General features: G+C 70.9%; 15 protein-coding genes, 1 tRNA gene and 1 pseudogene. 9 read left to right on the top strand and 8 right to left on the bottom strand.

Annotated features, from left to right (window positions below):
- Positions 1–10 precede the first annotated feature (10 nt).
- Complete coding sequence (locus ACFVFS_RS20630) at positions 11–2,983, top strand: Z1 domain-containing protein (RefSeq protein ID WP_380626037.1); 2,973 nt, start codon at positions 11–13, stop codon at positions 2,981–2,983.
- Positions 2,984–3,242: 259 nt separating this feature from the next.
- Here the strand turns inward: ACFVFS_RS20630 and ACFVFS_RS20625 are convergent.
- Positions 3,243–3,316 (bottom strand) — tRNA-Gly (locus ACFVFS_RS20625).
- 276 nt (positions 3,317–3,592) lie between these two features.
- Between ACFVFS_RS20625 and ACFVFS_RS20620 the strand changes: the two genes are divergently transcribed.
- Positions 3,593–3,814: a hypothetical protein gene (locus ACFVFS_RS20620; protein ID WP_037847953.1), complete on the top strand. Its 222-nt coding sequence runs from the start codon at positions 3,593–3,595 to the stop codon at positions 3,812–3,814.
- An 82-nt stretch (positions 3,815–3,896) separates the two neighbouring features.
- Positions 3,897–4,472, top strand: a complete 576-nt coding sequence (dcd, locus tag ACFVFS_RS20615; RefSeq protein ID WP_380626036.1) for a dCTP deaminase — start codon at positions 3,897–3,899, stop codon at positions 4,470–4,472.
- Positions 4,473–4,534: 62 nt separating this feature from the next.
- On the opposite strand, the gene ACFVFS_RS20610 is transcribed toward dcd, so the two are convergent.
- The 4 genes and pseudogenes from ACFVFS_RS20610 to ACFVFS_RS20595 form a co-directional block, all read right to left on the bottom strand.
- Positions 4,535–5,425: a metal-dependent hydrolase gene (locus ACFVFS_RS20610; protein ID WP_380626035.1), complete on the bottom strand. Its 891-nt coding sequence runs from the start codon at positions 5,423–5,425 to the stop codon at positions 4,535–4,537.
- 94 nt (positions 5,426–5,519) lie between these two features.
- Positions 5,520–6,566 carry a YIP1 family protein gene (locus ACFVFS_RS20605; RefSeq protein WP_380626034.1) on the bottom strand — a complete coding sequence of 349 codons (1,047 nt, stop codon included), beginning with the start codon at positions 6,564–6,566 and terminating at the stop codon, positions 5,520–5,522.
- 162 nt (positions 6,567–6,728) lie between these two features.
- Positions 6,729–7,802, bottom strand: a pseudogene (locus ACFVFS_RS20600) (sugar phosphate nucleotidyltransferase); the annotation flags it as partial.
- Between the two features lie 287 nt (positions 7,803–8,089).
- Entirely contained in the window at positions 8,090–10,312 is a 2,223-nt protein-coding gene (locus ACFVFS_RS20595) for a (Fe-S)-binding protein (protein ID WP_380626033.1), read from the bottom strand.
- Positions 10,313–10,612: 300 nt separating this feature from the next.
- On the opposite strand from ACFVFS_RS20595, the gene dnaK reads away from it, so the two are divergent.
- The 6 genes from dnaK (at position 10,613) to ACFVFS_RS20565 (ending at position 17,302) form a co-directional block, all read left to right on the top strand.
- Positions 10,613–12,463 carry a molecular chaperone DnaK gene (dnaK, locus tag ACFVFS_RS20590; RefSeq protein ID WP_380626032.1) on the top strand — a complete coding sequence of 617 codons (1,851 nt, stop codon included), beginning with the start codon at positions 10,613–10,615 and terminating at the stop codon, positions 12,461–12,463.
- A complete protein-coding gene (grpE, locus tag ACFVFS_RS20585) occupies positions 12,460–13,092 on the top strand; it encodes a nucleotide exchange factor GrpE (RefSeq protein WP_380626031.1) in 633 nt (210 codons plus the stop codon). The genes dnaK and grpE overlap by 4 nt, the downstream gene beginning before the upstream one ends.
- Before the next feature lie 158 nt (positions 13,093–13,250).
- Positions 13,251–14,402: a molecular chaperone DnaJ gene (gene dnaJ, locus ACFVFS_RS20580; protein WP_380626030.1), complete on the top strand. Its 1,152-nt coding sequence runs from the start codon at positions 13,251–13,253 to the stop codon at positions 14,400–14,402.
- Positions 14,392–14,925 carry a heat shock protein transcriptional repressor HspR gene (locus ACFVFS_RS20575; protein ID WP_380626029.1) on the top strand — a complete coding sequence of 178 codons (534 nt, stop codon included), beginning with the start codon at positions 14,392–14,394 and terminating at the stop codon, positions 14,923–14,925. Before dnaJ ends, ACFVFS_RS20575 begins: the two co-directional genes overlap by 11 nt.
- A 195-nt stretch (positions 14,926–15,120) precedes the next feature.
- On the top strand, positions 15,121–16,131 hold the full coding sequence (locus tag ACFVFS_RS20570; RefSeq protein WP_380626028.1) for a LuxR family transcriptional regulator: 1,011 nt from the start codon (positions 15,121–15,123) through the stop codon (positions 16,129–16,131).
- 544 nt (positions 16,132–16,675) lie between these two features.
- Positions 16,676–17,302, top strand: a complete 627-nt coding sequence (locus tag ACFVFS_RS20565) for a hypothetical protein (protein WP_344335757.1) — start codon at positions 16,676–16,678, stop codon at positions 17,300–17,302.
- Positions 17,303–17,309: 7 nt separating this feature from the next.
- Here the strand turns inward: ACFVFS_RS20565 and ACFVFS_RS20560 are convergent, their stop codons facing one another.
- The 3 genes from ACFVFS_RS20560 to ACFVFS_RS20550 all read right to left on the bottom strand — a co-directional run bounded on the left by ACFVFS_RS20560 (position 17,310) and on the right by ACFVFS_RS20550 (position 20,791).
- Positions 17,310–17,531 (bottom strand): hypothetical protein, encoded by a 222-nt coding sequence (locus ACFVFS_RS20560; RefSeq protein WP_380626027.1) that lies wholly within the window; start codon positions 17,529–17,531, stop codon positions 17,310–17,312.
- A 475-nt stretch (positions 17,532–18,006) separates the two neighbouring features.
- Entirely contained in the window at positions 18,007–19,038 is a 1,032-nt protein-coding gene (locus ACFVFS_RS20555) for a LuxR C-terminal-related transcriptional regulator (protein ID WP_380626026.1), read from the bottom strand.
- Between the two features lie 616 nt (positions 19,039–19,654).
- Entirely contained in the window at positions 19,655–20,791 is a 1,137-nt protein-coding gene (locus ACFVFS_RS20550) for a TDT family transporter (protein WP_380626025.1), read from the bottom strand.
- Positions 20,792–20,799 lie beyond the last annotated feature (8 nt).

Below are 20,799 nucleotides of genomic sequence, written 5' to 3'. Positions count from 1 at the left end.
ACAGCCCACCGTGACCGACGCACTGCTCGAAATCCACACCGCTGTCTTGGGAGGAATGACCCGCGGCCCGAAATCATTCGCTTCTCGGGCCGAGACCGAGGCGGAGGACTTTCCCTCCGTCGACCTCACGGACACCACCTTCAGCCAGCGCCTCGCCGATAAGGCAGACGCCCTCACCGCCCTTTGGGAGCGCAAGCTAACCGCCTGGGACTTCGAGGAGCGGGCTCTCTGGGCCACGACGCCTCCTCGTACCGCCGAGCGCCGCGCGGAGATATACAGCCGCCTCGGCTTCGAAGACAACGTCCGCAAATCCCTTACGAATGCAGCCGTGGTCTCCCAAAGGCCCGGACACACCACTATCACGGCGGACTTCACCCCCTGGTACACCAGGGAGCGCGCCGCAGCACGGGCGTTTTACTGGCCTGCCTACGAGAACCGGCTGCGTGCCAAGGGTTGGAGCAGCGAGGCGATCTCCGGCCTCGACGAGGCTAGCCGGGCAATCGTCGAGCGCCTCACGGACCCCGAGCAGGAGGCTCGCCGGCAGGCCCGCGGCCTAGTAGTCGGCTACGTCCAGTCCGGCAAGACGGCCAACTTCACCGGTGTCACCGCCAAGGCCATCGACGCCGGCTACCGCCTGGTCATCATCCTCGGCGGCACCCTGAACCTCCTGCGCAAACAGACCCAACGCCGCCTCGACATGGAGCTCATCGGGCAAGAGAACATCCTGCGCGGTGCTGATCCTGCGGACCTCGATTCGCTGGTCGGAATTGACTACATTAGCGACGACGAGGAGTGGCCTCAGTTCGTCTCGCACGGCGGACGCCCCTCCGCCCTCAATGCCTTTGACATCGAACGCCTCACCACCCGCGACCGGGACTATCAGAGCCTCCTTCAGGGCATCCGTGGCATCGAGTTCGAGAAGCGCGAGCGCGGCCTGGCGCTGTACGACCCGCGCAACCTCCATCACGCGGATGCCCGAGTCATGGTCGTCAAGAAGAACAAGTCCGTCCTCGACAAACTGATCAAGGACCTCAAGCAGATCCAGGGCCTCCTCGGCGAACTCCCAGCGCTGATCATCGATGACGAGTCCGATCAGGCATCGGTCAACACCACAAACCCGACCAAGTGGGAGTCGGACCGCCCCAAGCGGACAGCCATCAACTCCCGCATCGCCGAATTGCTGTCGCTGCTCCCACGCGCCCAGTACGTCGGATACACCGCGACTCCTTTCGCCAACGTCTTCATCGACCCGAGCGACAGTGAGGACATCTTCCCCAAGGACTTTCTGATCTCGCTCCCACGGCCCGAGGGCTACATGGGCGTCCAAGACTTCCATGACCTGGACTCCTCGATTCCGCAGGACGAGCGCACGTATGCCAACTCGCGTGCCAAGGCCCATGTCCGTGGTATCTACTCGCCGGATGAGATCGACGACGAGTCCATGCAGGCCGCCATGGATACCTTCGTCCTCACTGGTGCGATGAAGCTCTACCGCGCGGCTCACGGAGTCCCCAGCGGCCCGTATCGACACCACACCATGTTGGTCCACGAGTCCGTACGCAAGGACGACCACGCCGAGCTCGCTCGGCGTCTCAACACCATGTGGCTCCAAGCCGGCTACACCACGAGTTCTCACGGACACAAGCGGCTAGCCGACGTCTTCCAAAAGGATGTCCTCCCGGTCACCCGGGCCCGCGCCGCCGATCTGCCGGCCCCCTCCACCTACGACGACCTCCGCCCGTACGTGATTCAGGCCTGCAGCCTGATCCGCAAGGGCGGCACTCCCGTCGTCATCGTGAACGGCGACAGCGACAAGTTCTTCGACCAGCTCGACCTCGACTTCGACCGTCAGCCGCACGTCTGGAAGATCCTCGTCGGCGGTACCAAGCTCTCTCGCGGCTTCACCGTCGAGGGTCTCACGGTCACCTACTACCGCCGGACCGCCCAGCAGGCTGACACCCTCATGCAGATGGGCCGTTGGTTCGGATTCCGCCCTGGATACCAGGATCTCGTTCGCCTCTACATCAGCCGCGCGGAGAAGCTGACAAAGGCGAGCAAGTCCACAGTAGACCTCTACGAGGCATTCGAGGCCATCTGTCTCGACGAGGAGACCTTCCGCGACCAGCTCGCCCAGTACGCCGAAATCGGCGAAGACGGCCAGCCACTCGTCACACCCCAGCAGATTCCGCCGCTTGTCTCCCAACACCTGCCCTGGCTCAAACCCAGTAGCCGGACGAAGATGTACAACGCCCAGATCGAAGAGATAGCCAGGCCGGGGCAGATCATCGAGCCGACGGCTCACCCGACGAACCAGATCGATCTGGCTCACAACACCGAACTGTGGCTTCCGCTACTTCGACACCTTTCACCAGAACCGGTGACCTTCACAACCTTCAACGAGCGCCAGGACAAGACCCACCACCTCACCGCGCTGACGGCAACGGTCTCCCATGCCGACCTCATGCGGGTACTCGAGAACCTTCGTTGGTGGAATGCCACCCCATTCCTGCCTCATCTGCGTTTCCTCCGCGAGATCACCAAGCACCCCCACCTGATCGATGACTGGTTGTTGATCACTCCTCATTACCAGGATGGCCACCGCGGTACGTCAGCGAGTGTGAGCGGCTCAGTTCCGCTGGCCCTCTCGAAGCGCGCGCGCCGTCGTGTCCAGATCTTCGGCTACATCAGCGACGCGAAGCACCGTGATGCGGCCCGACGGATCGCTCGCGCCCTGCCACCGACCTCAGACCCAGTAACGGAGGCGTTCTCACGAGACCGCCGCGGGGCGATCCTCCTCTATCCGGTCATCGAGGAGGAACCATCGACGATAGTGCGAAACGGAGAAGTAGCGCCCGGGCACATCGCCATGGTCTTCTCCCTCGTGGCGCCGGCCTCCGCAGTCGGAGCTGGACGAGCCCCCATCACTTTCAGCCCCATCGACAAGAGCCGGTCCGACTCCCTCATCGTTGACACGACCACCTGACACCAGGGCACGAACGCTCGACCGGATGACAGTGAGGCGTAGCTGCCCATATCGCCGGGGCCCGGTCAGTCTCCCGCTGACCGGGCCCCATCCGCTCGTGATCGGTGCCGCGACCTCCCGCAACATCCAGCCACTTTCGGCCGCACTGACCACGCACTCCGCGATCGCCGGGCCGGGCTCAACCCGACCCGCAATGCGGGCCCCGAATTGGTCTAGACAATGCGAAAGGCCCAGGTCATTGACCTGGGCCTTTTACCGCTGGAGCGGGCGACGAGAATCGAACTCGCGCTCTAAGCTTGGGAAGCTCATGTTCTACCATTAAACTACGCCCGCCTGATGAGCCGTCAGAGACCGCTCGATCTGTCCCTCACTGTACCCCATCCGTGACGGCCGCCGCACAGGTGGGTGGTGGCGTGGCCCGGGCGCGGGGGGTGGGGGCGGGGGCGTACTGTGTGGGCCGCGTGAGAGTGCCCCGACGGGTGGGCGCGGGCGGCGAGCCTTGGTGTGGAATGTCCGGTACATCCCCTAATGTGACGCTGGTCCCGGGGGCTCCGCCGTTCGGGGCGATGAGTACGGGTGAGTACTGGGGTAAGGATGGGAAGGGGATCGATGGAGCAGCGCGCCGTCGTTCGTTGTGCCGAGGGGCACCTGTTCAGCACCACCACGTTCCCGATGCAGAACCTCGGGCCCGCCCGACTGGGGCCCGGTCGGCTGATCAGGTGTCCGCAGTGCGGACGGTTGCGGAGTTCGGTGCTGGCCGACGTGCGGGAGCTGTCCGAGCCGCAACTGGCCCGGGCGCTGCGGCTGGAGGCCGCGGAGTTCCTCGCCTGACGAGGACGGACACCGGAGTGGAGTGACGGCCGCGGCCCCGGGCGATTCGTCCGGGGCCGCGTCGTGCACGTAACCTCGAAGCGTGCTGCTCTCTGACAAGGACATCCGGACCGAGATCGACAACGGCCGGGTGGTGATCGATCCGTTCGACCCCGCGATGGTCCAGCCGTCGAGCATCGACGTGCGACTGGACCGCTTCTTCCGGGTCTTCGAGAACCACCGCTACCCGCACATCGACCCCTCCGAGGAGCAGCCGGACCTGACCCGGCTGGTCGAGCCGGAGGGCGACGACGCGTTCATCCTGCACCCGGGCGAGTTCGTGCTGGCGTCGACCTACGAGGTCATCACGCTGCCGGAGGACGTCGCCTCGCGGCTGGAGGGCAAGTCCAGCCTGGGCCGGCTCGGGCTGCTGACGCACTCCACGGCCGGCTTCATCGACCCGGGCTTCAGCGGGCACGTCACGCTGGAGCTGTCGAACGTCGCGACGCTGCCGATCAAGCTCTACCCGGGGATGAAGATCGGGCAGCTCTGCCTGTTCCGGCTCTCCTCGCCCTCGGAGCACCCGTACGGCTCGGAGCGGTACGGCTCGCGGTACCAGGGGCAGCGCGGTCCGACGCCGTCGCGGTCCTACCTGAACTTCCACCGTACGGACGTCTGAGCCGGACGAAGAGCGCACGGTGCGGGCGGTCACCCCTCCAGGGGTGGCCGCCCGCCGGCGTGTCAGGCCCGCTTCGGGCGGGTGACGGCGACCAGCTCGCTGCCGTCCGCGGAGAGCCTCAGCTCGGTGCGGAGCTCGGCCAGCTCGCCCAGGTGGTGCAGGTGGGTGCCGCCGCAGAAGATCCGCGCCGCGCCCTCGGGCAGCTCGCAGTGCCACTGGCGGCGGGCGGTCAGCTCCGGGCCGGGGACGTCGATGCGCACCGGGGCGTCGGCGGCGACCCAGGCGGCCAGCCGGCGGTTGACGGCCTCGGTGAGCTCGGGGAGGGCGTCCGCGAGGGCCGGGAGGTCCTCGGCGGCCTCGGCGGTGAAGCCCTTCTTGCGCAGCGACTTGCCGAGCCGGTAGGTGTCGGTGCTGGCCTCGGTGTCCATCACCGAGCTCGCCATGGCGAGGCTGTCGAAGTCCGGGTGCCCGAAGGCGTCGGCGCGGCCCGGGTCCTTGCGCCAGCGTGGCGCGAGCGCCTCGTTGAGGGCGAGGGCGAGCAGGTGGCAGCCGCTGTGCGAGGCGCTGAGCGCACCGCGGCGCGCGGCGTCGACGGCGAGGACGGCGTCTTGGCCGACGAGGTCGCCCGGGTCGGTCGCGAGGACGTGCAGGACCAGCCAGGACCACTCCTCGTCGCCGCGCCGGACCGGGATGTCGGCGCCGACCAGCGGTGCGCCGCCGTCCGGGCCCACGGCGCCGGTGAGGCAGTCGACGACGGCCAGCTCGACGCCGTCCACGGTGAGGGTGCCGAGGTCGGCGGGCTGGTCGGGCCAGGTGTGGTCGAGCGGGTGGAACGGGGTCGCCCCGGTGACCACGGCGTGGCGGCCGTCGTCCAGCGGGTGCACCGCGAGCACCGTCGACTCGCCGGTCACCGCCCCGGCCGGGAAGCTGACGTGGGTGGTGGGGAGGGTCATGCCTGGCTCCGTGCGGGTGAGGGTGGACGAGCGGGTGGGCGCAACAGCGCGACGGGCCCCGCGAGGCGGGGCCCGTCGTCCATTGTCGCCGAGGTCAGCCCAGGGTCGGCAGCTTGATCAGCACCAGCAGGGCCAGCAGCTGCAGCGCACCCGCGCCGGCCGCCTTGCCCCAGGGCAGGTCGTGCACCCGGCGGACCATCAGGGCCAGCAGGTAGCCGCAGAGCAGCCAGGTGGCCCAGCCGACGGCCTGGACGAGCAGGTTGTCGGCGGGCAGGACGAGCGCCAGCAGCAGTCGGGGCGCGTCGGTGACCCAGCCGATCAGCACGGCGAGGCCGACCGTGGACTTCCACGGGCCGTCGCCGCCGAACTGCCGGGCCAGCCCGTAGGTCACGGCGCCGAGCATGGCGCCGGCCAGGGTGAAGCCGATCGCGGCGGCGAACATCGCGGTGAGCGCCACCGTGAAGGTCGAGTTGAACACGTCGTCGCGGGTCAGGCCGATGCCGAGCACCGCGAGGGCGCCGTACACCAGGGAGACGGTGACGGCGGGGAGCCAGACCTGGTGGTCCCGGGTGCGGTCGAAGATCGCGGTGGGGGTGCGGAACAGACCGGTCAGCAGCTCCCGCCAGGCCGGCCGGGGGCCGGTGGCCTGCGGCGCGGACTGGCCGCCGGCCCGGTAGACGGCGACGTTGTCCTGGCCGTGGTCCTGCTCCTGGCCGTAGCCCTGCTGGCCGTAGCCCTGCTGGTCGTAACCCCGCTGGTCGTGGCCGTAGCCCTGCTGGTCCCGGCCGTAGCCGTCCGGCTGGGGGTACGGGTACGGCGGCTGCGCCTGGCCGTAGGAGGACGGCTCGCCCGCGTACGGGTCGGCGCCGACCGGGAAGGCCCGGGTGTGGCCCGGGTTGTCGGCCGCGTACGGGTCCTGGTGCGGGGCCTGCGGGGACTGCGGGGCCTGGTGCGGGGCGCGCCGGCCGTACGGGTCGTACGGCCCGTACGGCTCCTGGTGCGACCCCTGCTGCGGGCCGGTGAAGTACTCCGGTCCGTCCGTCGGCCCGTACCCCCCGGGCGTCGCCTGCTGCTGCGGCGGCGCCGACCACCCGCCACGGGGGTCGGCGCCCTGACCGCTGTCGTATCGATTGCCAGCCACGTTCCGAAGGTACCCGCCCGGCGGGCACCGTGGTGGGCGGGCACCGGACCGGGTCCGGTTTGCAGCGAGCCTGTTACCGCCGCCCGGCTACCGCCGCGCGCCGACCGCCGGCCCGTGCACCGCCGCCGCGGCGCTGGTGCCGGCCGGGCACCCGCCCGGGCCGGCCGAGGTGCGCACGGCGCCGACCGGCAGCAGCGTGCCGCAGGCGATCCGCACCCCGTTCGGCAGCTCGTTGTCGGACTCGACGATCGCGCCGTCGCCGATCACCGCGCCGTCCAGCGCGGTGCGGTCGCCGATGGTCGCGAAGGCGCCCACGATCGAGTCCTTGACCAGGGTGTCCGCCCCGATGACGGCGCCGGGCAGGATCACGCTGCCCTCGACGATCGCGCCGGACTCGACGACCGCGCCCTCGGCGACCACGGTGCCGCCGCTGAGCACCGCGCCGTGCTGGACGGTCGAGCCGGGCAGCAGCAGGGCGTCACCGGTCGGGCCGGGGACGGCGGGCGAGTCGACCTTGCCGAGCACCAGGTCGGCCGAGCCGCGCACGAAGGCGGCCGGGGTGCCGAGGTCCAGCCAGTACGAGGTGTCGACGACGCCGCGCAGCAGCGCGCCGGTGGCCAGCAGCTCGGGGAAGGTCTCGCGCTCGACCGAGACCTCGCGGCCGGCCGGGATGCGGTCGATGACCGAGCGGGTGAAGACGTAGCAGCCGGCGTTGATCTGGTCGGTGACGATCTGCTCGGGCGTCTCCGGCTTCTCCAGGAACTCCAGCACCCGCCCGTCGGCGTCGGTGGGGACGAGTCCGAAGGCGCGCGGGTCCTCGACCCGGGTGAGGTGCAGGGTGACGTCGGCCCCGGCGGCCACGTGGCCGTCGCGCAGGGCGGCGATGTCGACGCCGGAGAGGATGTCGCCGTTGAAGACCAGGACCGGCTCGTCGGGGCCGCAGGTCAGCCCGGTGGCCGCGTTGCGGATGGCGCCGCCGGTGCCGAGCGGCTCGCGCTCGGTCAGGTAGACCAGCTCGATGCCGTAGGGCGTGCCGTCCTGGAAGTGGTCCTCGAAGACCTCGGCGAGGTAGGAGGTGGCGAGCACCACGCGGGTGACCCCGGCCGCGGCCGCGCGGGCCAGCTGGTGCGCGATGAACGGAACGCCTGCCACCGGCAGCATGGGCTTGGGGGTGTGAGTGGTCAGCGGACGCAGTCGCGTGCCCTTACCACCGACCAGCATGATCGCCTCGGTCATGGTCTGCGCTGTTCCCCTTGTGGTCTCTGCGGCCCGGCCCGGCGGGCCGATACCTCCGTCGGTCTGCTGTACGCCGTTCCGGGGGCCGGAACGGATCGACCGGCTCGCGGCCGGTCCGGCGCCTACTGTATTTCCTCCCGAACGCCGGGCCGCCGGGCGGCCCGGCGTTCGGCGCCGGGGGCGGTGTCCGCGCGGCGGCCGCGGGAGCCGGAAAAGCCCGGCCCGAACGGGTGCCGGTGGCACCCGCCGGACCGGGCGGTTGTTGCAGAACTGTCGAACAACTCGGCTCAGGCGTCCACGGTCTGCGGCTCCTCGGTCCCGGCCGGCGGGACCGCCTTGACCGAGTCGAGCAGCAGCTGGGCGACGTCGACGACCTTCAGGTGCTCCTTGGCCGCGCCCTCGTTCTTCTTGCCGTTGACCGAGTCGGAGAGCATGACCAGGCAGAACGGGCAGGCGGTGGAGACGATGTCCGGGTCGAGGGACAGCGCCTCGTCGACGCGCTCGGTGTTGATCCGCTTGCCGATGCGCTCCTCCATCCACATCCGCGCGCCGCCGGCGCCGCAGCAGAAGCCGCGCTCCTTGTGGCGGTGCATCTCCTGCTGGCGCAGACCGGGGACCTTGTCCATGATCTCGCGCGGCGGGCTGTAGACCTTGTTGTGGCGGCCCAGGTAGCAGGGGTCGTGGTAGGTGATGAGGCCCTCGACCGGGTTGACCGGCACCAGCCTGCCCTCGTCGATGAGGTGCTGCAGCAGCTGGGTGTGGTGGATGACCTCGAAGTGGCCGCCCAGCTGCGGGTACTCGTTGGCGATGGTGTTGAAGCAGTGCGGGCAGGTCGCCACGATCCGCTTGACCGGGGCGTCCTCCAGCGCGGCGTTCAGGGTCTCGACGTTCTGCGCGCCGAGCATCTGGAAGAGGAACTCGTTGCCCAGGCGGCGGGCGGAGTCACCGGTGCAGGACTCCTCCTTGCCGAGGATCGCGAACTGCACGCCGGCCGTGTGCAGCAGCTCGGCGAAGGCCTTGGTGGTCTTCTTCGCGCGGTCCTCCAGGGCTCCGGCGCAGCCCACCCAGTACAGGTACTCGACCTCGGCCGGGTCGATGTCCTCGCCGATCACCGGCACCTCGATGCCGGTCTCCTTCTTGAGCTCCTTGACCCAGTCGAGCCTGGCCTTGGTGGCCATGCCCCAGGGGTTGCCCTTGTTCTCCAGGTTCTTGAGCATGGTGCCGGCCTCGGTGGGGAACGAGGACTCGATCATGACCTGGTAGCGGCGCATGTCGACGATGTGGTCGATGTGCTCGATGTCGACCGGGCACTGCTCGACGCAGGCGCCGCAGGTGGTGCAGGACCACAGCACGTCCGGGTCGATGACGCCGTTCTCCTCGGCGGTGCCGATCAGCGGGCGCTCGGCCTCGGCCAGGGCGGCCGCGGGGACGTCCGCGAGCTGCTCGGCGGTGGCCCGCTCGGTGCCCTCCATGTCCTTGCCGCCGCCGGCGAGCAGGTAGGGGGCCTTGCCGAAGGCGTGCTCGCGCAGGCTCATGATCAGCAGCTTCGGGGAGAGCGGCTTGCCGGTGTTCCAGGCCGGGCACTGCGACTGGCAGCGGCCGCACTCGGTGCAGGTGGAGAAGTCGAGGATGCCCTTCCAGGAGAAGTGCTCGACCTGGGAGACGCCGAAGACGGCGTCGTCGGCCGGGTCCTCGAAGTCGATCGGCTCACCGCCGCTGGTCATCGGGCGCAGTTCGCCGAGCGCGGTGGAGCCGTCCTCCTCGCGCTTGAAGTAGATGTTGAAGAAGCCCAGGAAGCGGTGCCAGGCGACACCCATCGAGGGGTTGACGCCGATGGTGATCGCCCAGGCGAAGGAGATGCAGATCTTCAGCATCGCGAAGACGTAGACCAGGTTCTCCAGCGTGCCGTGGGACAGGCCGCGGAAGGCCGCCACCAGCGGGTAGGAGATGAGGTACTTGGCCTCGTAGGAGCCGACGTTCTCCAGCGCGCCCTCCAGGCCGCGCAGGATCATGATGCACAGGCCGATGCCGAGGATCGTGTACTCGACGTAGAAGGCCTGCCAGGCGATCGAGCCGGCGAAGCGGGACTTGCGGCCCGCACGGCCGGGCAGGCTCAGCAGGCGGATCACGATCAGCGTCGCGATGCCCAGCGTGGTGAGGGTGCCGACCAGTTCGGTGAACAGCTCGTACGGCAGCCAGCCGCCGAGCACCGGCAGCACGAACTCGGCGTCGAACAGCTGGAAGAACGCCGTCAGCAGGGTCAGGCCCAGGGTGAAGAAGCCGACCGCGACGAACCAGTGGGCGATGCCGACGATCCCCCAGCGGTTCATCCGGGTGTGGCCGACGAACTCCACGGCCACGGTCTTCACCCGCTGCGCGGGCTGCCCGAAGCGGGTGGGGTCCGGCTGGCCGGTCCGCACCACCCGGTAGATGTACAGCGCCGCACGAGCGGCGAGCGCGGTGCCGACCACGAATGTGACCAGCGAGATGACGATCGCTGCTAGCTGCATCGGCTCTCCGTCTCCTGCGGCTTGCGTGTAACTGGTGTGCAGTGTCCCCGAGGGGATTGTACTCATCGGTAACTTCCAGGGCCGACGGGCCGGACATTACCGTTCGCCGACACTTCTCCTGAAGATGCTCAAGGTATGGCGGCAGTCACGCGCGTGCACCTCCGGCACGGCCCACCCGCCGCGCTCCGGACGAACCGCTCAGCAAAGTTGAGCGCCCAGGGCTCAGTCCTGTTGACGGCGCCCACTCCGTCATGCATCCTTGAGCCCGTAAAGCTCAACTCTTCCGTGGAGGTATCTACGATGGCACGCGCGGTCGGCATCGACCTCGGCACGACGAACTCGGTCGTCAGCGTTCTGGAGGGTGGCGAGCCCACCGTCATCACGAACGCCGAGGGCGCGCGGACCACGCCGTCCGTCGTCGCCTTCGCGAAGAACGGCGAGGTGCTCGTCGGCGAGGTGGCCAAGCGCCAGGCGGTCACCAACGTCGACCGCACCATCCGCTCGGTCAAGCGCCACATGGGCACCAGCTGGAAGATCGGGCTGGACGGCAAGGACTTCAACCCGCAGCAGATCAGCGCCTTCATCCTGCAGAAGCTGAAGCGGGACGCCGAGGCCTACCTGGGCGAGACCGTCACCGACGCCGTCATCACCGTCCCGGCGTACTTCTCCGACTCGGAGCGCCAGGCCACCAAGGAGGCCGGTGAGATCGCGGGCCTCAACGTCCTGCGCATCGTCAACGAGCCCACCGCGGCCGCCCTGGCCTACGGCCTGGACAAGGACGACCAGACCATCCTGGTCTTCGACCTCGGCGGCGGCACCTTCGACGTCTCCCTGCTGGAGATCGGCGACGGGGTCGTCGAGGTGAAGGCCACCAACGGTGACAACCACCTCGGCGGCGACGACTGGGACCAGAAGATCGTCGACCACCTGGTCAAGGTCTTCCAGGCGGGCCACGGCGTGGACCTGTCCAAGGACAAGATGGCCCTGCAGCGTCTGCGCGAGGCCGCCGAGAAGGCCAAGATCGAGCTGTCCTCGTCCTCCGAGACCTCGATCAACCTGCCCTACATCACGGCCTCCGCCGAGGGCCCGCTGCACCTGGACGAGAAGCTCACCCGGGCCCAGTTCCAGCAGCTGAGCTCCGACCTGCTGGAGCGCTGCAAGATCCCGTTCAACAACGTGATCAAGGACGCCGGCATCTCGCTCTCCGAGATCGACCACGTCGTCCTCGTCGGCGGCTCCACCCGCATGCCGGCCGTCGCCGACCTGGTCCGCGAGCTGACCGGCGGCAAGGAGGCCAACAAGGGCGTCAACCCGGACGAGGTCGTCGCCATCGGCGCCTCGCTCCAGGCCGGTGTCCTCAAGGGCGAGGTCAAGGACGTCCTGCTGCTCGACGTCACCCCGCTGTCCCTCGGCATCGAGACCAAGGGCGGCATCATGACCAAGCTGATCGAGCGCAACACCACGATCCCGACCAAGCGCTCGGAGATCTTCACCACGGCCGAGGACAACCAGCCGTCCGTGCAGATCCAGGTCTACCAGGGCGAGCGCGAGATCGCCGCGTACAACAAGAAGCTCGGCATGTTCGAGCTGACCGGCCTGCCGCCGGCCCCGCGCGGCCTGCCCCAGATCGAGGTCACCTTCGACATCGACGCCAACGGCATCATGCACGTCGGCGCCAAGGACCTCGGCACCGGCAAGGAGCAGAAGATGACCGTCACCGGCGGCTCCGCGCTGCCGAAGGACGACATCGAGCGCATGATGCGCGAGGCCGAGCAGTACGCGGAGGAGGACCACAAGCGCCGCGAGGCCGTGGAGACCCGCAACCAGGCCGAGCAGCTCGTCTACTCCACCGAGAAGTTCATCGCCGACAACGCCGACAAGCTGCCGGCCGACGTCAAGACCGAGGTCGAGACCGCGATCGGCGAGCTCAAGGAAGCCCTGAAGGGCGAGGACATCGCGAAGATCCGCGAGGCCTCGGAGAAGGTCTCCACCACCGCCCAGAAGCTCGGCCAGGCGCTGTACGCCAACGCCGACGCCGCCGGTGCGGCCGGTGCGGGCGCGGGTGCGGCCGGTGAGGCCGGTGCCAAGGACGACGACGTCGTCGACGCCGAGATCGTGGACGACGAGAAGCCCAAGGGCGGTGCGGCATGACGGAGAAGCCGCAGGGTGCCGAGCCCGGCGACGACTCCGCCGCCGAGGAGGCCGTGATCAAGGCGGCCGAGGAGGCCGCCGCGGCCGGGGCCGAGGGCTCCTCCGGTACGGACGAGGTCGCCGCGGCCAAGCGCGAGGCGAGCGAGCGCACCGCCGACCTCCAGCGCCTCCAGGCCGAGTACCAGAACTACCGCAAGCGCGTCGAGCGCGACCGGCTGACGGTCCGCGAGATCGCCGTCTCCAACATCCTGGAGTCGCTGATCCCGGTGCTGGACGACATCGGCCGAGCCCGCGACCACGGCGAGGTGACGGGCGGCTTCAAGTCCGTCGCGGAATCGCTGGAGACGGTCGTCGCCAAGCTGGGCCTGCAGCAGTTCGGCAAGGAGGGCGAGCCCTTCGACCCGACCATGCACGAGGCGCTGATGCACAGCTACTCCTCGGACGTCACCGAGGACACCTGCGTCCAGATCCTCCAGCCCGGCTACCGGATCGGCGAGCGGATCATCCGCCCGGCGATGGTCGCGGTCGCGGAGCCCCAGCCGGGCACCCAGACCGCGTCCGGCCCGGACGCCGACACCGCCAAGGGCGGGGAGAAGAAGGACCAGGCCGACGGTGGCTCGGACAGCTGACCACCGGTGACAGCCGACAACCCTTGCGCTGCGGAGTCGTACGCCGGCCAGTACGGCGGCCGGCTCCGCAGCGCATTGTCGACGTGTCCGGGCACGGACGGCCGTGCCCGGACCGTTGACAGCACTGTGACGATGGACCTCGGGAGGTGGCGCCGGCCATGAGCGGCAAGGACTACGTGGAGAAGGACTACTACAAGGTCCTCGGCGTGCCCAAGGACGCCAGCGCCACGGAGATCAAGAAGACCTACCGCAAGCTGGCGCGCGAGTTCCACCCCGACGCCAACAAGGGCGACACCAAGGCCGAGGAGCGGTTCAAGGACATCTCCGAGGCGTACGACGTCCTCTCCGACGAGAAGCGGCGCAAGGAGTACGACGAGGCCCGCAGCCTGTTCGCCAACGGCGGTTTCCGCCCCGGCGGCCCCGGTGGCACCGGCAGCTACAGCTTCGACTTCGGCGACCTCTTCAGCGGCAGCCAGGGCGGCGGCCAGGGCGGGCTCGGCGACGTCTTCGGCGGCCTGTTCAACCGCGGCGGCCGGCAGGCCCAGCCGCGGCGCGGCGCCGACGTCGAGACCGAGGTGACGCTCTCCTTCGAGGAGGCCGTCGACGGCGCCACCGTCCCGCTGCGGATGACCAGCCAGGCCCCCTGCCGGCTCTGCAACGGGACCGGTGCCAAGGCCGGCACCACGCCGCGGGTCTGTCCGACCTGTGTCGGCTCCGGCACGGTCAGCCGCGGCCAGGGCGCCTTCGCGCTCTCCGAGCCCTGCCGGGACTGCCGCGGCCGCGGCATGATCGTCGACGACCCGTGCCCCGACTGCCACGGCAGCGGCCGGGCCAGCTCCGCCCGCACCATGCAGGTCCGGATCCCGGCCGGCGTCCAGGACGCCCAGCGGATCCGGCTCAAGGGCAAGGGCGCCCAGGGCGAGCGCGGCGGCCAGCCCGGCGACCTGTACGTGACCGTCCACGTCGACGCCCACCCGGTCTTCGGGCGCAAGGGCGACAACCTGACGGTGAGCGTCCCGGTCACCTTCCCCGAGGCCGCGCTCGGCGGCACCATCGAGGTGCCGACCCTGAACGGCCCGTCGGTGAAGCTGAAGCTGCCGCCGGGCAGCGCCAACGGCCTCACCCTGCGGGCCCGCGGCAAGGGCGCCACCCGCAAGGACGGCACCCGCGGCGACCTCCTGGTCACCGTGGAGGTCGTGGTACCCCAGCACGTCACCGGCGACGCGCTGGCCGCTCTGGAGCAGTACCGCGAGGCGACCGCCTCCGACGACCCGCGAGCCGCCCTCTTCCGAGCGGCGAATGGAGCGTGACGACCAGATGACCCCCGACGACCCCATCGGCCCCGGCCTCGGCGAGGGCCTGCCCGGTGGCGGCGGCGCCCGCCGCACCACCCGCAGGAGCGCCCCGCAGCCCCAGTACGTGCTCACCGAGGAGACCCCGGTCTACGTGATCTCGGTGGCGGCCGAGCTCTCCGGGCTGCACCCGCAGACCCTCCGTCAGTACGACCGGCTCGGCCTGGTCTGCCCCGACCGCACCGCCGGGCGCGGCCGCCGCTACTCCGCGCGCGACATCCAGCAGCTGCGCGAGGTCCAGCGGCTCTCCCAGGACGAGGGCATCAACCTGGCCGGCATCAAGCGGATCATCGAGCTGGAGAACCAGGTCACCGCCCTCCAGTCGCGGATCGCCGAGCTGGCCGACTCCCTGGAGGGCGCCGCCACCGCGCTCCAGCAGCGCGAGGCCACCATCCACGCCTCGTACCGCCGCGACCTCGTCCCCTACCAGCCCCCCACCCCCCACTCCAGCGCCCTCGTGGTCTGGCGCCCCAAGCGCTGACGGCCGTCGCGCCGCCGCACCGCCGCCGGTTTCCCCCTGGCCGGGGGGTGCCGGCGGCGCGGCGTTGGTGAGAGGGTGCTGAGGAGCGGGTCGGGCTTCCCCCCGCCGGCGAGGCCCGATCCGGCATGCTGCACGGCGTTTCCTGCTTGGATACCTGGCAGACCCGGTAAGCACGGCCACGGCAAGGAGCCTCAGATGAGTGGACGAGAGCAGCTCGGTGCCACCACGGGTGGGACGGGCGTCCTCTCCCGAGGGGCGCGTGCGCTGTACCTGGCCATCATCGGGGAGAACGGGCGGCTCCCCAAGGACTCGGAACTCCTGTGCGACGACGCGGCCCGGGCCGAGCTGGTGGGCCTCGGCCTGCTCGTCCCCGACACCGACGAGCCCGACGTCCTGGTCGCGGTCGACCCCCGGCAGCTCTCCGAGAGCCTCAGCGCGAGCTGGCAGCGCCAGGCCCTGGACCTGCTCACCCGCGCGTCCGCGCTCAGCAACGAGCTGCACGACCTCACGGCCGCGTACCACTCGCCGGAACAGGCCGGCGGCACCATCGAGTACGTCCGCGGCAAGGTCCTGATCAACCAGCGGGTCCAGCAGATCGTCGCGGGGGCCGCCGAGGAGATACTCGCCGCCCAGCCCGGCGGGCCCCGGCCGTCCGACGCCCTGGCGGGCATCCTGGAACGGGACCTGGAGGCCCTGCGGCTGGGCATCACGCTCAGAACGATCTACCACCCGAGCACCCGCTACCACGCGCCCACCCGGGAGTACGTCGCGGCCATCACGCAGGCGGGCGGCCGGGTCCGGACGCTCGACGAGCCGTACACCCGCCTGATCGTGATCGACCGCCGCATCGCGGTGATCCCCATCGCCGAGGACCTCAACCTCGCCGCGTTCATCCACGACCAGGCCGTCATCAGCTATCTGATCAGCGAGGTCTTCGAGCGGAACTGGAGCCACGCGCTGGACTTCGACGGCGCGCGCGGCGTCCCGCAGCAGGTCGTCTCCGGGATGCGGCAGACGATCATCGACCTGATGCTGGAAGGCGTGAACCACCGGGTGATCGCCCGCCGACTGGGCATCAGCGAACGGACCCTCGCCCGCCACCTCGCCGAGATGCGGGACGAGCACAACGTGGAGTCACTGTTCCAGCTCGGCTACGCCCTGGCTCGCAACACCAGCATGGGCGAGCACCCCGAACTGTACGGGTGACCGGTCCCCCGGCTCCGGGTTCAGTTCCAGATGGTGTCCGTCGCGAGGGCGACGGTCTTCTCCGCCGACGCGTCGTGACCCACCCGGATGTTCCAGATCGTGTCGTCCGCCGAGCCGGCGCCGCCAATGAGAATCGCCGCCCCAACGGCGAGTGGAACCAGGACAAACCGAACCACTCGACGTATACGAGACATGATGTCCTCTCTCCAATTCAGGGCTTTTCGCGGGTATCCAGCCCATTGTTTCGAACAACCTGCCACATAATGCCGCACCGCCGCACCGCGGGGCCAGAGGGCCGGAGCACCCAGTGCGTCATCTCTCTGCCAGTCATCGAGATGACACCGCAGGTCTGTGGACGGTGGTCGCGGTCGACAGAGACGATCAGTGCACTCCCCGGAGAGTCGGCCGAGAAGAACACGGGGGCAACAAAGTCAAACATGAGCACGACAACTTAGTTTTGACGGCAACGAATGCGCAGCAGCATTCCGATGGTCACCACCCAACGGGGCGCACCGCCTAGTTGGCACCTATCCCCGGAGTCGACATGACCGAGCCCTACCTGCGTCACCACGACAGCCAGGCCCATGAGGGCCGGCGTGCACGCGTGTTCCTGGCCGCGCCGCTGATGCGGTTGACCGGGCCGGCGGACAGCGTGGTGACGCTCGCCAGCCGGACGCGGCTGACGACCCTTCGCACCACCCTCCTGCGCAGCGGCGCCGCGGTGTACAGCGCCCACCACAGCGACGCCTGGACCGTCGCCGGCCGCGCCCCCGAGCCGCGCGTGCCGTCGGACTTCCGCGCCCTGCAGTCGGCGGACCTGGTCTTCGCCTACGTCGGCGCGCCGCTCTCGGCCGGCGTCAGCCTGGAGCTGGGCTGGGCGTCGGCGCTGCGCAAGCCGATCGTCCTGCTCGTCGACGAGGCGATCACCCACAACCCGCTGATCGCCACCATCGAGCAGGTCGCCCCCGTGCTGCCGCTGGTCTTCGACGACACCTGGTCCCAGGAGGCCCTCCACCACACCGTGGAGACCGCCCTCGACTGGGCCGGCATGGCGCTCTCGCTGCGCGAGGGCTTCTGGACCGCCCCCGGCGAGCAGTTCACCGTCCCCCGGCAGCAGCCCCCCGCCGTCGGCCCGTCCGGCTACTGGCCCACCGGCGCGGCCACCGGCTGACCGCGGCTCAGCCCTCGCGGGGCACCATTCCCCGACGACCGGTCAGGTGCGGCCGCGGCCCGTCGTGACGGCCCCGCATCAGCCGGCCGAGCCGGAACAGCGTCCGGGCGCCCTGGCGTTCGCGCAGCCCGGCGACGCGGCCGGCCACCGGATGCGGACCGCCGGCCGACCGGTCGACGACGGCGGCGCGGCACCGGTCGCGCTCGAAGGCGGCGACCGGCGCGTCCACCGCGGCCCGGTCGGTGATGAACGCGGCGGCGGCCGTGGTCGGCCCGTGCGGAGACGACCGCGGCGGACCGGTCGACGGTGATCATCCGGTCGAACTCCTCGTCCAGGACGCGGATCCGCGAACCGTGCGGGACCACCGCGCGCGTGTACTCGGCCACCTCGGGCTGACGGTGCGCCACGGGCTGGTAGAGGGTCCGGATCCGCCGCCCGGTCGTCGGCAGCGGCAGGTCCCGGGTGAGGGACGGATCGAGGGTGGCCCGCCGGCGGGTCCCCGGCTGGGCCGTCAGCGGTTCCTCGCTCGCGGCACTCGGCGACCAGCGGGGAGAGCCGGTGCCGGATGGCCTCCGGGCCCTCCACGTGGGACGGCTCCGGGGCCGGGCGCCGGGTGGCGTCGAAGGCGGCGCTCAGCGGGCGGGACGAGCCGGCCGCCGTTGGCGAGGGCGGTCAGGTAGAGGCCGTGTTCGTCGGACGCGCGCTCATCCGTCGTCACGACCGCCCCGCATCAGCCAGCCCAGCTGGAAGAGGGTCTGGGCCCCGTAGCGGTCGCGCAGGCGGGAGATGTGGGCGGCGACGGTGCGCTCGCTCAGGCCGAGGCGGGTGGCGACGGCGCGCTGGGTGAGGCCCCGGGCGAGCAGCCGGCCGACGCGCTCGGGAGCGCTGTGGGCCGGGCCCTGGCTGAGGACCACCGACCAGTCGGTGGCGTCGGCGCGGGACCAGTCGCGTTCGAAGGCGTTGACGATGAAGGCGATCGCGGCCGGGTCGGTGATGAACGCGGCGGTGCTGTGGTCGTCGGTGGCGGAGATGACCGCGACCGAGCGGTCGAAGACCATCAGCCGCTCGAAGGGCTCGTCCAGGACCCGGATCAGCGAGCCGCGCCGGGTGACCTCCTCGGCGTAGGCGAGCGCGGGGGGCTCGGAGAACGCGACGGGCTGGTAGATGGTGCGCAGCGAGCAGCCGCGCTGGAGGAGTTGGACGTCCTGCTGGATGGCGATCTTGAGCGCGTCCGCCGGGCGGGCGCCGGGCTGGGCGGTGAGGACCTCGGTGCGGCAGTCGGCGACCAGCTGGGAGATCCGGTGCCGGATGTGGATGTGGCCCTCGATGTAGACGGCGCCGCCGGAGCGCCCCGGCGGGCGGGGCATCGCGTCGTAGGCGCGGGTGAGGGCGTCCAGGGTGCCGGGGAGGTTCTCGGCGCGGACCAGCAGCCGGGTGGCCTCGCTGCGCAGTTCCGCGCCGAGCCGGTCGCTGACCGAGCGGGGGCTGACGGCGGTGTAGCAGGCGTCCATGGGGTTGGTCATCAGCAGGCCGATGGAGACGAGCCGGCGCACGGTCGCCTGCTCGGCCTCGGGGACGTCGGCGAGCCGCATCCGGCCGCCGTCGGCGAGGATCGCGAGGTAGAGCCGGCGCGCCGCCTCGTCGGGTTCGCCGCCGGCCGCGGCACCGACCGTGCCGTCGGCCCCGACCGGGCCGCCCGGGCCGGCCGTCGGGTCCGCCGTCGCCTCGAACGTCACGTCGACCGCTCCCTGCCGGATGCTCTCGGGTCTCTGGTGCACCGCGCGCCGCGCGCGGTGGCCGGCGGTGATCACGGTACTGGGAACCGGCGGTCCCCCGGACTCCGGGTGCCGTCGCACGCGGGTCCGGGGGCCGCCGGTGTACGCCGCGGTCCCAGCGCTTCCGGCGAGGCGGAGCAGCAACGCCTCGCCGGCTCCGGTCCCGGGGGCCATCACCACACATGGCGTCCCGGCCGGCGCTCTTCCCCCCGATATGCAGGCACGTGCGGACGTGCCGGACGCATCCAGCAATGAAGAGCAAGTCGCCGTCATCGGGCTGCGGTGGCCCGGACGACCTGGCGTGACTCCACCCTCACAGCGTGACGGCCGGTGAACAAGTGCCGCCCTGCTGCATGTTCCCGCAATTGCAGGAACCTGCACCGACGGTCCGGCCCGCGCCGTTGCGGCCCGCCTACGCTTCCTGCGAAAGTGCAGGTCAGCGAGGTGCGGCGAGGATTTTCCGACCGTCCGGCCGGTCGGTCGCGGAGTCGCGTGTTCCGGAACCCCGGCCGGTTCCCGGGGCCGGTTCGCCCCGGGGCACGCCCGGCCGTTCGCACCGCCCGCCCGGCGGGAGCGGTCAGACCCGCCCCCGGCGGGCCAGCAGCCGCCCGCCGGCCAGCGCGGCCGCCGTGCCGCCCGCCGCGAGCGCCCAGCCGGCCAGCAGCAGGACGAACAGGCCGGCGGCGAGCACGGTGAAGCCGGCGAACCCGGTGTGCCGGGCGAGCGCGGCCGCGCCGGTGACGCAGGTGCCGACCGGGAAGGTGAACGCCCACCAGGTCATCGCGAACCCCATCCCGGCCCGCCGGGCGCGCAGGTTGGCGGCCAGGGCGAGCGGCAGCCAGAGCATCGCCGCGCCGAGCACCGCCACCCCGAACAGCTCGGCGAGGGCGCGCGCCGCGGGCGCCAGCTCGGGCAGGACCGGGCCTGCGGCGTCGGCGAGCTGGTGGACGGCGGTGGTGGACTGGCCCAGCGGGCCGAGCACCAGGAACAGCGTCGGGGTGAGCGCCAGGGCGGGCAGCTTGCTGTGCACCAGACCGGTGAGCACCACCGGCAGCAGCGCCAGGGTGGCGAGCAGCCCGATCCCGAACAGCGCCGCGCAGCCGTACAGCAGGGCCTCCCGGGCGGTTCCGGCCGGCAGGTGCGGGACCAGCGCCGGACCGGTGGCGGCGGCGACCAGCGGGGCGACCACCGGCAGCAGCCAGGTCGGGTTGGCGGCGAGCGGGGAGACGCCGTGCCGGGTGATCATCAGGTACGGGATCCCGGCCGCGACGGCGAGCGCGTAGAGCGTGCCGGCCGTCCAGAGCGCGAGGTCGAGCGCGACGGCCGGGCCGGTGCCGACGACCCGGGAGCCGACGGTCAGGGTGCCGAGGCCGACCGAGAGCAGCGCCATCGGCGGACAGCCGTAGAAGACCGCGGTGGCCGGGTTGTCCAGCAGCTGCTCGCGGGCCGCCGCCCGGTGCCGGACGAGGTGGACGGCCCGGCCGGTGCCGAGCACCAGCAGGGCGGCCAGGGCGAGCGCCCACATCAGCTCGGCGAAGCCGGTCAGACCGGGCCACCGGACCGGCAGGGCGGCCGCCCCGTTGGCGATGATCGCGGTGCCCATGACCGCCGCGTACCAGTTCGGGCCGAGCTGGGCGAGGTCGGGACGGCGGATCCGGGCGGTGGGCCGGGGACGCGGTCCGGCGGCGGGGGCGGTGCTGATCAGGGTGGCCATGGCACCCA

It is taken from the genome of Kitasatospora sp. NPDC057692 (genome assembly GCF_042799475.1).
Classification (GTDB): domain Bacteria; phylum Actinomycetota; class Actinomycetes; order Streptomycetales; family Streptomycetaceae; genus Kitasatospora.
Note: the sequence above shows the minus strand (reverse complement) of the source record. Positions and strands in the feature narration are given on the sequence as shown.